Annotated in this window: 12 protein-coding genes; 5 read left to right on the forward strand and 7 right to left on the reverse strand. The window is 70.2% G+C overall.

Features of this window, described 5'->3' with window-relative positions; all coding sequences use genetic code 11:
- Positions 1-63: 63 nt before the first annotated feature.
- A complete protein-coding gene (locus ACZ7L9_RS16325; RefSeq protein ID WP_471415824.1) occupies positions 64-1,836 on the forward strand; it encodes a PucR family transcriptional regulator in 1,773 nt (590 codons plus the stop codon).
- Positions 1,837-1,999: 163 nt separating this feature from the next.
- Positions 2,000-2,785, forward strand: coding sequence for a hypothetical protein (locus tag ACZ7L9_RS16330; protein WP_471415825.1), 786 nt, complete (start codon positions 2,000-2,002; stop codon positions 2,783-2,785).
- 18 nt (positions 2,786-2,803) lie between these two features.
- Here ACZ7L9_RS16330 and ACZ7L9_RS16335 read toward each other — a convergent pair whose 3' ends face one another.
- Positions 2,804-3,610: a GntR family transcriptional regulator gene (locus ACZ7L9_RS16335; protein WP_471415826.1), complete on the reverse strand. Its 807-nt coding sequence runs from the start codon at positions 3,608-3,610 to the stop codon at positions 2,804-2,806.
- A 146-nt stretch (positions 3,611-3,756) separates the two neighbouring features.
- Between ACZ7L9_RS16335 and ACZ7L9_RS16340 the strand changes: the two genes are divergently transcribed.
- Together ACZ7L9_RS16340 and ACZ7L9_RS16345 are read left to right on the forward strand one after the other, a co-directional pair.
- Positions 3,757-4,605 carry a (2Fe-2S)-binding protein gene (locus tag ACZ7L9_RS16340; protein WP_471415827.1) on the forward strand — a complete coding sequence of 283 codons (849 nt, stop codon included), beginning with the start codon at positions 3,757-3,759 and terminating at the stop codon, positions 4,603-4,605.
- 191 nt (positions 4,606-4,796) lie between these two features.
- Positions 4,797-5,873: a DUF2637 domain-containing protein gene (locus ACZ7L9_RS16345; protein WP_471415828.1), complete on the forward strand. Its 1,077-nt coding sequence runs from the start codon at positions 4,797-4,799 to the stop codon at positions 5,871-5,873.
- Between the two features lie 42 nt (positions 5,874-5,915).
- Here the strand turns inward: ACZ7L9_RS16345 and ACZ7L9_RS16350 are convergent, their stop codons facing one another.
- Both ACZ7L9_RS16350 and ACZ7L9_RS16355 read right to left on the reverse strand, forming a co-directional pair.
- Positions 5,916-6,278 (reverse strand): ATP-binding protein, encoded by a 363-nt coding sequence (locus ACZ7L9_RS16350; RefSeq protein WP_471415991.1) that lies wholly within the window; start codon positions 6,276-6,278, stop codon positions 5,916-5,918.
- A 480-nt stretch (positions 6,279-6,758) separates the two neighbouring features.
- On the reverse strand, positions 6,759-9,146 hold the full coding sequence (locus ACZ7L9_RS16355; RefSeq protein WP_471415829.1) for a M9 family metallopeptidase: 2,388 nt from the start codon (positions 9,144-9,146) through the stop codon (positions 6,759-6,761).
- Between the two features lie 327 nt (positions 9,147-9,473).
- Here ACZ7L9_RS16355 and ACZ7L9_RS16360 point away from each other — a divergent pair, with 327 nt between their 5' ends.
- Entirely contained in the window at positions 9,474-10,940 is a 1,467-nt protein-coding gene (locus ACZ7L9_RS16360) for an aminopeptidase P family protein (protein WP_471415830.1), read from the forward strand.
- Between the two features lie 86 nt (positions 10,941-11,026).
- Here the strand turns inward: ACZ7L9_RS16360 and ACZ7L9_RS16365 are convergent, their stop codons facing one another.
- The 4 genes from ACZ7L9_RS16365 to ACZ7L9_RS16380 form a co-directional block, all read right to left on the reverse strand.
- Positions 11,027-11,752, reverse strand: a complete 726-nt coding sequence (locus ACZ7L9_RS16365; protein ID WP_471415831.1) for a GntR family transcriptional regulator — start codon at positions 11,750-11,752, stop codon at positions 11,027-11,029.
- A gap of 88 nt (positions 11,753-11,840) precedes the next feature.
- Complete coding sequence (locus tag ACZ7L9_RS16370; RefSeq protein WP_471415832.1) at positions 11,841-12,044, reverse strand: hypothetical protein; 204 nt, start codon at positions 12,042-12,044, stop codon at positions 11,841-11,843.
- Positions 12,041-13,042 carry a proline racemase family protein gene (locus ACZ7L9_RS16375; RefSeq protein ID WP_471415833.1) on the reverse strand — a complete coding sequence of 334 codons (1,002 nt, stop codon included), beginning with the start codon at positions 13,040-13,042 and terminating at the stop codon, positions 12,041-12,043. Before ACZ7L9_RS16375 ends, ACZ7L9_RS16370 begins: the two co-directional genes overlap by 4 nt.
- Positions 13,043-13,131: 89 nt before the next feature.
- Positions 13,132-14,040, reverse strand: coding sequence for a dihydrodipicolinate synthase family protein (locus ACZ7L9_RS16380; protein WP_471415834.1), 909 nt, complete (start codon positions 14,038-14,040; stop codon positions 13,132-13,134).
- Between the last annotated feature and the right edge of the window lie 78 nt (positions 14,041-14,118).

Consider the following 14,118-nt stretch of genomic DNA (forward strand, 5'->3'; position numbering starts at 1 on the left):
TCAGTAACCTCACCGCAATAACCAGTTTTCACCCGCACCAACGAAAGAGACGGCGGCGACGAGATGCGGCTGCGCGCACTGCTGGAGACCGACGCGCTGGGCCTGCGGCTGCTCGGCGGCGAGGACGAGCTGGACAGGACCGTCCGCGGCGTGATGACCACCGACCTGCGGGATCCCAGCCGCTACCTGTCGGGCGGTGAGCTGGTCCTGACGGGCCTGGCCTGGCGCCGGAACGCGACGGACTCGGAGCCGTTCGTACGGATCCTGGCGGGCGCCGGGGTCGCCGGGCTGGCGGCGGGCGAAGCGGAGCTCGGCAATGTTCCCGGCGATCTGGTGGAGGCTTGTGCGAACCACCGGCTGCCACTCTTCGCCGTCCATGAGACCGTCGCGTTCGCAACGATCACCGAGCATGTGGTGCGCCAGGTGTCCGGCGAGCGGGCGGGCGATCTGGCCGCGGTCGTGGACCGGCACCGCAGGCTGATGACCTCGGGGCCGGCGGGCGGCGGCCCCGAGGTGGTGCTCGATCTGCTCGGCTCCGACCTCGACCTGCATGCCTGGGTGCTCTCCCCCACCGGTCGGCTGATCGCGGGCGCCGGTGACGCCCCGCTGGCCGGAACGGTGGGCACGGCGCTCGCGGGCCACCATCTGGCCGCCACCCGCACCGGCCGCCCGGCCCCGCACCGGACCACGGTCGGCGGCACGACGTATTCGCTCTTCCCGATCCGCAACACCGGGCGGGGTGCGCTCCCGGCTTCCCGGGATGTGCGCGAGTCGGTGCTCTCCGACTGGCTGCTCGCGGTCGAGGCGGACGCCGGCGACTGGCCGCCCGCCCGGCTGGATCTGCTCCAGGGCGTCACCCAGCTCATCGCGGTCGAGCGGGACCGGCGCGACGCCGCCCGTACGGTACGCCGCAGGCTCGCCCAGGAAGTCCTGGAGCTGGTCCAGACCGGCGCCCCGCCCACCGAGATCGCCGCCCGGCTGCGGGTCGCCGCCCCGGTGCTGCTGCCGGGGCTCGGGGCCGCGCCGCAGTGGCAGGTCGTGGTGGCGCGGGTCGAATGGGGCGGCGCGGAGGGCTTCACGGGCACGGGCGGGCCGGTCGGCTCCGTCGCGGGCGCCCCGGCCGGGGGCCCCGGCTCCGCCGCCACGGGCGGCCCGGTCGCCCAGGCGCTGCTGGAGGAGATCCTGGTCGACCCCGCGGTCACCGGCCCCGACTCCGCGGACCGGATCGCGGTCGCCCACACGGGCGACGAGGCCGTGGCCCTCGTGCCGCTGCCCGCCGCCACCGCGCCCGCACCGTCCCACGGCTCCGCCCCCGATGCGGCACCGGCCGAGGAGGACCCCTCGCTGCACGCCGATGTACTGCTCGCCGCCGTCCGCGAACCGCTCTCCGCGGGCCTGGCCGACGACGGCCGGCTGACACTGGGTGTCAGCGCGGCCGTGCATTCGCCCGAGGCCCTGCGCGGCGCCCTGGAGGAGGCCCGGCACGCCCGCCGGGTGGCGGCGGCCCGCCCCGGTCGGGTCTGCGCGGCCGGCCATCACGAGCTGGCCTCGCACGTACTGCTGCTGCCGTTCGTCCCCGACGACGTGCGCCGCGCGTTCACCGCACGGCTGCTCGACCCGCTGCGCGACTACGACGAGCGCCACCGCGCGGAGCTGATCACGACGCTGGAGGCGTTCCTGGACTGCGACGGTTCCTGGACCCGCTGCGCGTCCCGGCTCCATCTGCACGTCAACACGCTGCGCTACCGGGTCGGGCGAATCGAGCAGTTGACGGGGCGTGACCTTTCGCGCCTGGAGGACAAGCTCGATTTCTTCCTCGCCCTGCGTATGAGCTGACGTCGCGGGCCTGCCGCGACTCCCGGCAGGCCCCATCGTTTGTGAAATCTTTCACCTGACATTGACCCGACCCCTTGGCCCGGCGTGCCAATCCGTGCTGAGATGCGGCCACACTCAACAGCTCAATGGCGCGCTCGGGGAGGGCAATGTGGCGCATACCGCCATGTCTGGTTCCGGAACGACAGCAGATGACGATCCGCCGCTCCAGACAGCGGTATGGCGGCTGCGGTCACGCGCCTGCTGGACGGACGCCGCCGCGCTGCTCGAACCCGACGCCGCCACCGATCCGGCGGCAGCACTCCAGCGGACGGCCCTGCTGATCGAACGGTGCCTGTACACCGGGCAGGGCTGGACCGACGCCGAGGACGCGCTGCGCACCGCCGAGGCGCTGGCCCACGACGATGCCGAACGGGGTGCGGCCGCCTGCGAGCGCGGTCATCTGGCGTACGCGTCGACGCTCCTGGGGCTACGGGACCGGGCCGACGAGGCCAGCGTCGCGCTGAGCCGGGCCGCCGCGCTGCTCGCACCGTCCGCGCCGGGCCGCCCGCTGCTGGACTTCCGCCGGGGTCTGATCGCGCAGAACATCGCCGACTCGCCGCAGGCCGCGCGCGCCGCGTACCGAAGGGCCCACGCCGGTGCTACCGCTCAGGGCGACGCCCTGCTGCTCTCCTCGACGTGGCGTCATCTCGCCCTGCTGGCCCTGCGCGAGGGCGAACTCGCCGAGGCCCGGCACGGCTTCGCCGAGTCCCTGCGGATAAGGGAGGAGCTGGGCTATCTGATCGGTACGGCTCCGGCCCTCATCGCCCTCGCGGACTCCGAGCCGGAGCCGGAGACGGCGACCCGGCTGCGTGCCGAGGCGGGCAGGCTCTTCCGGCTGCTCGGCGGCGTACCGACCTGGCTGGCCCCGCATCTGGACCCGCCGCCCCCGGAGACAGCCGAGGCGAACTGAGCCCCGGGGGCCGCTCGGTCAGCTCTCGGTGCCGGTGAAGTGTTCCCGTACGAGCGACTGCACGACGGTCAGATCCTGGGCGATGAGCGCGTCGAGCAGAGCGGTGTGCTCGGCGGCGTGGGCGAGCAGGTCGGCGCGGCGGGTGACGGGGGTGTTCCCCAGGGGCCACTGGGAACGGCGGTGCAGGTCGTCGGCGACCGTCACCAGTTGCTCGTTGCCGCATAGCGCGAGGACCGCGCCGTGGAAGGCCCGGTCGGACTCGGCGTAGCTCGCCCGGTCGCCCACGGCGGCGGCCGTCACCGTGGCGTCGGCCAGCGGGCGCAGGGCGCACCAGCGGGCCGGCGGGACGGTACGGGCCAGTCGCAGCATGACGGGGACCTCGATCAGGGCCCGTACCTCGGCCAGCTCGGCCAGCTCGCGCGGGCCCCGCTGGGACACCCGGAATCCACGGTTCGGTACGACCTCGACGGCGCCCTCGACGGCCAGCTGCTGCATCGCCTCGCGCACCGGGGTCGCGGAGACCCCGAAGCGGGCGCCGAGGGCCGGTGCGGAGTAGACCTGCCCCGGGACCAGCTGGCCGTCGACCAGCGCGGCGCGTAGCGCGTCGAGGATCTGGCCGCGCACGGAATGCCGCTGCACCGCCGCGCGCGGGGCGGGCGGCTCGCTGTGGGTGTGCTCGCCACGTGCCTGTTCCCTGCGTGCCACGGCACCACGCGCCTGCTCGCCGCGTGGCTGTTCGGGTACGCGTACGGATGCCGGGGTGGTCGCGGACGTGACGGACGCGCACGTCGACCGCGCCTGCTCTCGCGCTCTGCCCTGCTCCACTCGGACCTCCTCGGCCTGCCGTGGGCGCGACTCGCGTGCGCCATGCCCCCTGTGCACGATAGGCGGAGCAGGCCGCAGTTCAAACATCGATCCCTTCGGGTAAGGTAAGCCTTACCTGCAAACGATCGCGATTCGGTGGTCCCTGCATGACACTCCCCACCCTGCTTCCCGACACCACCGCGTCCGCCGTGACGGGCGCGTACACACGTCTGGCCGAGGTCTTCCCCGGCCTGCGCGCAGAGGTGCTGACGGACGATGACGCCGCACCCCGCGGCGCCGGCTGGGTGGGTGCGGACGAGCTCGCGGCCGGCGGTGCCGCGCTCGACGCCTTCCTCGCCTGGGACCACGCGCAGGTGGTGCGGGACTACGGACAGCAGCCCCGCCCCGATGTGGTCGCCGGCTTCGGGCTGCACCGGTACGCCTGGCCCGCCTGCCTGCTGGTGACGGTGCCGTGGTTCCTGCACCGGCGAGTGCCCCGGATCCCCGTCGGCGATGTGGCGTTCCAGCGCGCGCTGGGCCATCTGACCGTCCGCGTACGCGAGTTCGCCTGCCTTCCGGACGATCCCGCGGCCGGACTGCCGGGCGCCCGGGTGGTCCCCGACGAGGCGGCGCTGCGGGCCGAGGTGCTCGCCGCGGTGGCGGACCACCTCGGCCCGGTGCTGGACGGCTTCGGAGCGCGGATGCGGCGCGGCAGGCGGGCGCTGTGGGGCATGGCGACGGACGAAATCGTCGAGGGCCTCTGGTACATCGCCCATCTCCTCGGCGAGGAGCGGCGGGCGATGGCCGACCTGGAGGCGCTCCTGCCCGGCACCACGAAGCCGTACGTCGGCTCGGCGGGCTTCCGTGAACTGACCGGGCCGGACGGCGGGCCGCTGCCCACCCGCGACCGGGCGAGCTGCTGCCTCTTCTACACGCTGCGCCCCGAGGACACCTGTGTCACCTGCCCCCGCACCTGCGACGCCGACCGGGTACGGAAACTGACGCCTCCTCACTGATCCACACCACCTTCACGGGTAGTACTATTCGAACGCACATCATTGGCCGTGTACGGGTATTCGATCAGATCCCGGCTATCCGTATGCCCTGCCAACCCAATGGCGTTCTCTTGCCCCGAAACCCCCTGAGTGTGACGGGGTTTCGGCAATCATGGCGCCCGAAATGCCCTACGCGACGCAAGGGACCGCGCATGAGACTGACCGACATATCGCTGAATTGGCTGCTTCCGGGCGCCGTGCTGCTCGTGGGGGTCCTGGCGGCGGTGGCGGTGGTCGCACGCGGCAAGCGCGCCGCTGACAGTTCCGCCACCGAGGACAGCTGGGAACGCAGCGAGGAGCGTCGCAGACGCAAGGAGGCGCTGTACGCCACCGCCTCGTACATCCTGCTGTTCTGCTGTGCGGCCGTCGCCGCCGCGCTCTCCTTCCACGGGCTCGTCGGTTTCGGCGAGCAGAACCTCGGCCTCACCGGGGGCTGGGAATACCTCGTTCCGTTCGGCCTCGACGGGGCCGCGATGTTCTGTTCCGTGCTCGCGGTGCGCGAGGCCAGCCACGGTGACGCGGCGCTGGGCTCACGGCTGCTCGTATGGATGTTCGCCGGGGCCGCGGCCTGGTTCAACTGGGTGCACGCGCCGCGCGGAATGGACCACGCGGGCGCCCCGCAGTTCTTCGCGGGGATGTCGCTCTCGGCGGCGGTGCTCTTCGACCGGGCACTGAAGCAGACCCGCCGGGCAGCGCTGCGCGAACAGGGCCTGGTGCCCCGTCCGCTGCCGCAGATCCGGATCGTACGGTGGCTGCGCGCCCCCCGGGAGACCTTCGCCGCCTGGTCGCTGATGCTGCTGGAGGGCGTACGCACCCTGGACGAAGCGGTCGAGGAAGTACGTGAGGACCGGCGGGAGAAGGAGCAGAACCGTCTCCGCAGGAAGGACCAGGCGAAGCTGGACCGAGCCCACATCAAGGCGCTCAACCGGCAGAACCGGGCCTGGCGCCGGGTCGGCCGCGGTGGCACCCAGGTGGACATCCAGGCGATCGCCCCGACGACGGCCTCCGCGCAGTCCGTCGTGGAGCCCGCCGCGTCCGAGCCGGGACAGCTGTCCTTGCGCCCCCGGCCATCCCTGCAAGCCGTGACGGGTCCGAACGCCGGCGCCCCGGACCGGAACGCGCTCGATCCGATCACCGTCGACCTCACCGCCGAGGACGACACCCAGGCACTGCCCCGGCTCGATTCGCTGGAGCGGAAACTGAAGGATCTGGAGCAGCAGTTCGGCTGATTCGTCGCAGGAGGCCCTGACGGCCCGGTCATCTCCGGGCTCTCAGGGCCTCTCGTCGTGCAGCTCGAACCAGACGACCTTGCCCAGCGCGTGTGCCCTGACTCCCCAGGCGTCCGCGAGGCTCTGCACCAGGATCAGCCCTCTGCCATGCGTACCGTCGTCGGATTCCGGTACGTACGCCGGGGGCAGCACGGACACGAAGTCCCGTACCTCCACCCGCAATCCGGCGGGTGCCACGCTCACTGTGACGACCGCGCCATGTCTCGTGTGGATCAGCGCGTTGGTCACCAGTTCACTGAGCAGGAGCTCCGCCACCTCAGCCGGCTCTGCGCGCCACCGGTAGCGTAGGAACTCCCGTAACGCACCGCGTACTTCACTCACGGCCGCCAGATCCGTGTGGGCCAGTCTGCGATGCAGCCGGACCGGCCGCTGTCCCTGCGCCGCTGGCTCGTGCGCCGCCCTGCCTGCCATGGAATCGGCATCTCCCCGACGCTCCATCGTTTCCCCCGCCCGCACAGTGAATCGCCCCCTTCTCGACTTCTCGTTGCCTTGTCGTCTCGTCTTCTCGTCGTGTCTCGTCGTCTGGTCGAACACCTTCGCTGAACACCTTCACGGGGATGCATGCCCCACAGGCGGGCCGCCACGCTTGTCGACTCATCAATAAGTGAACAGAGAACGGGCGGCATACAGCGGCTCGACGACGCCCTGGCCGGATGGGCGCCGACGCTGTTCGACCTGATCTCGGAGATCCTGGCGGACGGCGCGACGCCCGGCACGCTGCGGCTGTCGAGCCCCGGGCCGGTCCGGCGGACGCGCCCCGGGACGGTATCGGCCGGCCGAGCGGGAACATCACTCGGCCGGCCGATACGATGGGGGTCGTGGGGATCAGAACTCGGTGGTGACCTTGGCGCCGTCGAACTTCTCGTTGCCGTAGAGGCTGATGAAGTGGTAGCCCGGTGCCGGGTTGTTGACGGTCAGGGTGTGCTCGTTGCCCGCCCCGACGGACTTGTCGGTGTTGACCTGGGTGGTCGCCCATTCCTGCGAGCTGTAGTAGAGGTCGGCGTCACCCGTGCCGCCGGACGCGGTGATCTTCAGCTGGGTGATGCCGGCCGGGATGAGGATGGCCAGGTACGCGTAGTCGCCCTTGACGGCCTTCAGCTCGCTGCGCATGCAGTTCCGGCCCAGCAGTCTGGTGTCGGTCGCCGTGCACTCGGTGATCTCACCGGGCGGGTTGGTGGACCCGCCGCCGCAGGCGCCGGCCGCGCAGGCGGTCAGCCAGGTGTTCCAGTCGGTGTCGTAACGGCTGCCGATGGTCGACGTGAGCAGGGTGCGGGCGCCGTCCCAGTCGCCCTTGCGGTAGAGACCGAGCAGGGTGTCGACGTCCGAGCGGTGGGATTCGAGCATGTAACGGACGGCCAGGTAGCCCCAGTTGTACACACGGGTCTGGTCGGCGTTGTCGTAGGTGGTGTCGAACAGGGTGCGCAGGGCGTAGGTGTGGTTCGCGGCCTGGGCGATGGCGGCCTCGTAGGCGAGCTTGCGGTACGAGTAGGAGACGTACTCCGCGAAGCCCTCGACCCACCAGACGGTCGGCGTGGTCATTCCGGCCTCGAAGTCGCCGTACATGTTGAAGCGGCCGTCGAGGTAGTGCGTGTACTCGTGGTTGAGGTTCCAGATCTGGAAGTCGGGGCGGGCCCATTCGGCCTCGTAGGCGATGAACCGGGGCTGGTTGCCCTCGACCTTGGGGTCGCCCTCCAGGTACATGCCGCCGTTGTTGGTGTCGATGCCGAAGATCACTCCGGCGTAGGTCTGGTAGTCGGTGCTGGAGTCGAAGGCCACGACCTCGATGGTCTTGTTGTTGTCGTCGGCGACCGGGCCGTTGTCCCGGGCCACCTCGTGGAAGTAGGCGTCCTGGTTGCGCAGGCTGGTGCAGCTGGCCTCGAGTTCCTCCGCGGCCATGTCCTGCGCCCGGATGGTGATGCTGTCGCTGCAGGTGTGCTTCACCGGCAGGACGGCCTTCTCGAGACGCTGCGCGAGGTCACAGGCGCCGTAGTACGAGCAGTTGTCCTTGTCGTAGGCATCGACCATCTTGGCCAGGTTGACCCAGAGCGGGGCGGTGGGGCCATCGATGGAGCTCTTGCTCATCAGGTCGGCCGCGAACGGGCTCGCCTTGACGCGCAGCGAGTCCTCCTTGAGGAAGCGGCCGAGCTCGAGTCCCGCGTTGGAGGCCAGGAACGACTGCTTGGTGCCGAGCAGTTCGAGGTGGTTCGCGGCGAAGTCGTGCAGGGAGGTCAGCACGCTGGAATCGGCCTCGATGGCGCTGATGAACTCGGGCACCTGGTGACCGCGGAACATGATCGTGTACACGCTGTTCACGGCGTTGAGCATGTACCAGGAGCTGTTGTACGACTCGTCGTAGTCGGCCAGCATCCGCTTGACGATGTTCAGGTAGCGGGCGTTCTCCTCGGCGCTGTCGACCAGGATTATCGCCTCGGACAGGCTCTCGCCGTTGGCGTCGGTGACGTCGAAGGCGTGCGAGGAGCCGAAGAAGCCGTCGAGCGCACCCTGGATGGCCGTGCGCAGGCGCGGCCCGTACTCTCCGACGGTGTCGGGGTCGTAGTACTGCACGTAGTAGCCGGCCCGGAGGAAGAGGATCAGCTGAGGCATGCCGGTGGTGCCGTCACCGGGGTAGGAGGCCGACGCGTCGCGCATGGCGTCGGCGATGGTGACCATCTGGTCCTCGCGGAAGGCGTGGTAGCCGTCCTGGCCCTGGAGACGGAACAGCGTGTTGACGCAGTCGGTGGTCGCCGCCTTGACCTTCTCGACCAGGGCGCCTCCGGTGCTGTTGGTGAAGTCGGTGACGTCGCACTCGGCCGCGGCCTTGCCGGACTTCTTGGCGTGGGCCTGCTTCTCGGCCTTCATCGAAGGTGCCAGGTGGCTCGGAAGCGCGGTGGCCGGGTCGTCGTAGTCCCGCTTGAGCGCGTCCTTGGACGCGGACAGCGGCGGCTGGTCGGCGGCCTTGAGCGACTTGCGTTCGACGTGAGCGGCATCATCGGCGGGTGCTGTCAGCGCCTCGGCGGTGGGGCCGCCGGGGTCCTCGGCCCGGCGTTCCGCCCGATTCTGAGCGGCGTCCGAGGAGTGGGGGGTCGCGGCCGATGCGACGGGGCGTTGCTCGACGGCCTGGCTCGGTGCCGTGAACAGGCCCACGCCCAGACATGCCGCCAGAACCGCAGTGGACAATCCGGTTATCTTCTGTCGAACCCTCAGGTTCTTCACGTGCCGCCTCCCAGCGGAGTGGTAACCGCGTAACCTCGCGCGGCTGTGGGGGAATGCGAGGGGGTGGGTCCGGGTCGGGTCCTGGTGCGCGCTATGGCATGGACACGACCGCTTCCCCTCTGCGCGCTGTACAATGGCACATGTCACATGTTCTTCGGAAGCCCTCTCACGCACATTCATCTCCGTGACAACTCACCGACACAGCACCGGACTTCAGTGGCGGCCCGCACGCAGACGGCCGCCGCCATCGGATTCCTGACCACCTGGGCGCTGCCCGGTCGGCGCCCAGGAGCCCGAGCCCGACAGAGCCCTGAGGAGAAGACGCCCGTGTCCCATTCCCTCCCCGCGCCCCGAACCAGCAGCCATGACCTTCCGGTGTCGCCCGCGCTCGACGCCTTCATGCGCACGGCGTGGGCCGACACCCCAATGCCGGTGGACATCCGCGTTCCCTCGTACGACGTCACTCCCGCCCGCCGGGCCCGGCTCGCCGCCCGCTTCCCGGGCGAGCGCCTGGTCATCCCGGCGGGCGCGCTCGCGGTCCGCTCCAACGACACCGACCATCGCTTCCGTCCGCACACCGGCTACGCCTGGCTCACCGGCCTCACCGGCGAGGATCAGGCCGGACACGTCCTCGTCCTGGAGCCCGACGGTGACGAGCGACACGAAGCGGTGCTGTATCTGCGTCCTCGGTCGCCGCGCACCGGTCACGAGTTCTACCGTGACCGCAGGTACGGGGAGTTCTGGGTCGGGCGCCGGCCCGACCTGGCGGAGGCCACCCGGATGACCGGCATCCGCTGTGCGCACCTGGACGCCTGGGAGAAGCTGCTGACCGGATCACAGCCCCCGGTACGGGTTCTGGGCGGTGTGGACCCGTCCGTCGACGAACTCCTGATTAACCGTGGTTCTTTTCCGCCCGGACGGGCGGCTCCGGCCGGACTGGCCGCAGTGCTCAGCGAACTCCGGCTCGTCAAGGACCCCTGGGAGACCCATCAGTTGCAGCATGCCGTCGATGCGACGGCGGCTGGGTTCGAGGATGTGGTGCGAAGCCTTCCACAGGCACTGCGGCACCCACGCGGCGAGCGTTGGATCGAGGGCGTCTTCGATCTGCGGGCCCGGCTGGAGGGCAACGGTCCGGGCTACTCCACGATTGCCGCAGCGGGGGCACACGCATGTGTCCTGCACTGGATCCGCAATGACGGTCCACTGGACCGCGACCAGCTGCTGCTCCTGGACGCCGGGGTGGAGACCGATTCGCTCTACACGGCCGACATCACCCGCACCCTGCCACTGTCCGGCCGCTTCTCCCCCGTACAGCGGAGTGTCTACGAGCTGGTGCTGGCCGCGCAGGAAGCGGGCATCGCGGCCCTGCGTCCCGGGGCGCGATTCCGTGACTTCCACCTGGCAGCCATGCGGATCATCGCCGAAGGGCTCCACGAATGGGGCGTGTTGTCGATGTCCGCCGATGAGGCGCTCGACGCCGGCAACGGCTTCTACCGCCGGTACACGCTCTGCAGCAGCGGCCACATGCTCGGCATGGACGTTCACGACTGCGCCCAGGCACGCGCCGGCACCTATCTGGACGGCCGCCTGGAAGTCGGCCAGGTACTGACCGTGGAACCGGGGCTCTATCTCCAGCCCGACGACGAGACACTGCCCCCGTCGCTACGCGGAATCGGGGTACGGATCGAGGACGACCTCGTGATCACGGCCGACGGCGCACAGCTCATGTCGTCCGCGCTGCCGCGCACCGCCGATGGAATCGAGGAGTGGATGGCCGCCCTGCTGGACGGTTGAGAGCCTGTCGGCCCACTCGGCGGCCACCCCGCACACCGGGTCGGCCGCCCGAGGACGGCGCGCCCCCGCGTGACTCGACCGGCGGTTCAGGCCTCCGCCGCCGGCAGTGGCACTTTTGCGGCCCCGGCGCCTCCCGCGCCCGTGTCGCCGTCCTCCTCGGCCCAGAGCGACCTGACATGTGACATATGAGCCAGCATGCAGCTCTCGGCACGCTGGGCGTCACCGGCGATCACGAGGTCGAGCAGTTGGACATGTTCCTCCGCCGACGCGGTCAACTGCCCTGTCGCATCCAGCCGGTTGAGGCCGAAGAGGCGCGACCGCTTGCGCAGGTTGCCGACCTCCTCGACCAGCCTGCGGTTTCCGGCCAGTCCGAGCAGTTCGAGATGGAAGCGACGGTCCGCTTCCAGGTAGCCGATGATGTCGTGCTCCGCGGCCGCGGCGACGATCGCCAGGGCGAGCGGCCTCAGCGCCTCCAGCTCCCTGACCTTGCCCATCCGGGCAATGCGGCCGACGGTCGGTACCTCGATCATGGCACGGAGTTCGGTGAAGTCGTCGAGGTCCTGGTCGGTCAACTCGGTGATCCGGAAACCCTTGTTACGGACCGCTTCGACCAGGCCCTCACGCGCCAGGTCGAGCATGGCCTCGCGGACCGGGGTGGCGGACACCCCGAACTCGGCAGCGAGCGCGGGAGCGGAGTAGATCACACCCGGGCGGAGGTCCCCGGCGATCAGGGCCGCCCTGAGTGCGTTCGCCACCTGGTCGCGCAAGTGCTCCTGCGCCGAGATGGCATTGAGCGTCGACAGGCGGGCCATGTTTGTTCCTCCAACGCCGTACGGGCCCTCAGAATACAATGTCACGTTTCTACTCGGCCCCGTCGCTCCTCACCTGTGGACAATTCGGTCAGGGCGCCGACTTCCGGTGCACCGCCGCGGCGACGGCGAGGTCTTCCCAGCCCATTCCGACGCTTTTGAAGAACCGGGGGTGCTCGAAGGCAGCGGGCTTCTCACCGAGGCGCCCCCTGCTCAGCGCCGCCTCCAGCGCGTCCACGGCTCCGGTCGGCGCCACGGCCTCGATGTCGTCGGCCCCGAGCAGGGGCAGCTTCACAGCAGGAATCCTTCGGGGAAGGGGTCGGACGGGTTCAGGAAAAATTGTGCGGTACCGGTGATCCAGGCCCGGCCGGTGACGGTGGGGACGACTGCGGGCAGCCCGCCCACGGTGGTCTCCTCGACGAGACGTCCGGTGAACGACGTTCCGATGAAGGACTCGTTCACGAAGTCGGTGTCCAGGGGCAGTTCGCCGCGTGCGTGCAGTTGGGCCATGCGTGCCGATGTGCCGGTTCCACAGGGCGACCGGTCGAACCAGCCCGGGTGGATCGCCATCGCGTGCCGGGAGTGGCGGGCATCGGAACCGGGTGCGATGAACTGCACGTGCTTGAGGCCGTGAATGTCCGGATCCTCCGGATGGACGGGGCGGTCGGCGGCGTTGACCGCGTCCATCAGGGCGAGTCCGGCCGCGAGGATGTCGTCCTTGCGTGCCCGGTCAAAGGGCAGGCCGAGGTCGGAGAGATGCAGCATCGCGTAGAAGTTGCCACCGTAGGCGAGGTCGTAACGCACCGGTCCGTAGCCGGGTACGTCCACCGTCCGGTCGAGTGCGACGCTGAACGCGGGAACGTTTATCAGTGTGACAGCGGCGGCCGCGCCGTCCCTCACACGGACGTCGACGCTGACGAGTCCGGCCGGGGTGTCCAGCCGTACGGTGGTGACGGGTTCGGTGACCTCGACCATGCCGGTCTCCACCAGAACGGTCGCGACTCCGATGGTGCCGTGCCCGCACATCGGCAGAAACCCCGAAACCTCAATGTAGAGGACGCCGAAGTCCGCGTCGGGGCGGGTGGGCGGCTGGAGGATCGCGCCGCTCATGGCGGCATGGCCGCGCGGTTCGTACATGAGCAGGGTGCGCACGGCGTCCCGGTGCTCCTGGAAGTACCTGCGCCGTTCGGCCATCGTGGCACCGGGGATCGTGCCGATGCCGCCGGTGATGACACGGGTGGGCATGCCCTCGGTGTGTGAGTCGACCGCATGGAAGATGTGACGTGTCTGCAAGGCTCCCCCTGGGTTGTCAGTTCGTCATGAACAACGCAAAGAACGGGCTGGGTCGGGCACGGGCCGGACGCACCACGGCCGGACCGCGCTCAGCCGAGGCCCCCGGCCAGTGCCTTCTCCGTCGCGGCACGTACGGCGGCCGCGTCGTCTGCGGGCAGGGGAAGCCGTGGCGGACGGGTACGGCCGCCGTGGCGTCCGACAACGTCCATGGATGCCTTGATGGCCTGGACGAACTCCGGCTTCGAGTCCCACCGCAGCAGGGGATGCAGCTCGCGGTACAGCGGCAGGGCAGTTGCCATGTCACCTCTCACAGCGGCCCGGTACAGCTCGACACAGCAGGACGGCAGCATGTTCGGGCAGCCGGCGATCCAGCCGACGGCCCCGGCGAGTGCCAGTTCCAGCAGTACGTCGTCGGCGCCCACGAGCAGGTCGAGGCCGGGCGCCTGTTCGGCGATCTCGTAGGCCCTTCGGACATCACCGCTGAACTCCTTGACTGCCACGATGCTGCCCTCCTGTTGGAGAGCTGCGAGCAGGCTCGGTGTCAGATCCACCTTGGTGTCGTAGGGGTTGTTGTACGCGACGACCGGAACCCCGACGTCGGCCACAGCGGCGTAGTGGGCTCGGACCGCCGCGTCCTCGCACCGGTATCCGTTGGGCGGCAGGAGCAGCACGGAACCGGCGCCCGCCTCTGCGGCCTGTTCCGCCCAGCGCTGCGACTCCGCGCTGCCGTAGGCGGAGACGCCCGGCATGACGCGGCTGCCGTCGCCTGCCGCCTCGACGGCGACCCGGACCACCTGCTCGCGTTCGCTGTCGGTCAGAGTCTGGTACTCCCCCAGTGACCCGTTGGGCACCACACCGTCGCAACCCGCCGCGATCAGCTGTTGGACATGTGTGGCATAGGCGTCGTAGTCGATCGTGCAGTCGTCGCGCAATGTGAGCGGAGTGGCGACCATGACCCCGTGCCAGGGGCGGGTGCGCGAATGGGTGTTCGTCTGCATCGTGGCTCCTTGAGAGGTGTGACATGTCACGGTTTGGCGGAAGCGTGGGCAGCGTCTGGCCGCGCGCGGTGCCGAGGC

The sequence above is a fragment of the Streptomyces sp. NPDC111516 genome, assembly GCF_055635345.1.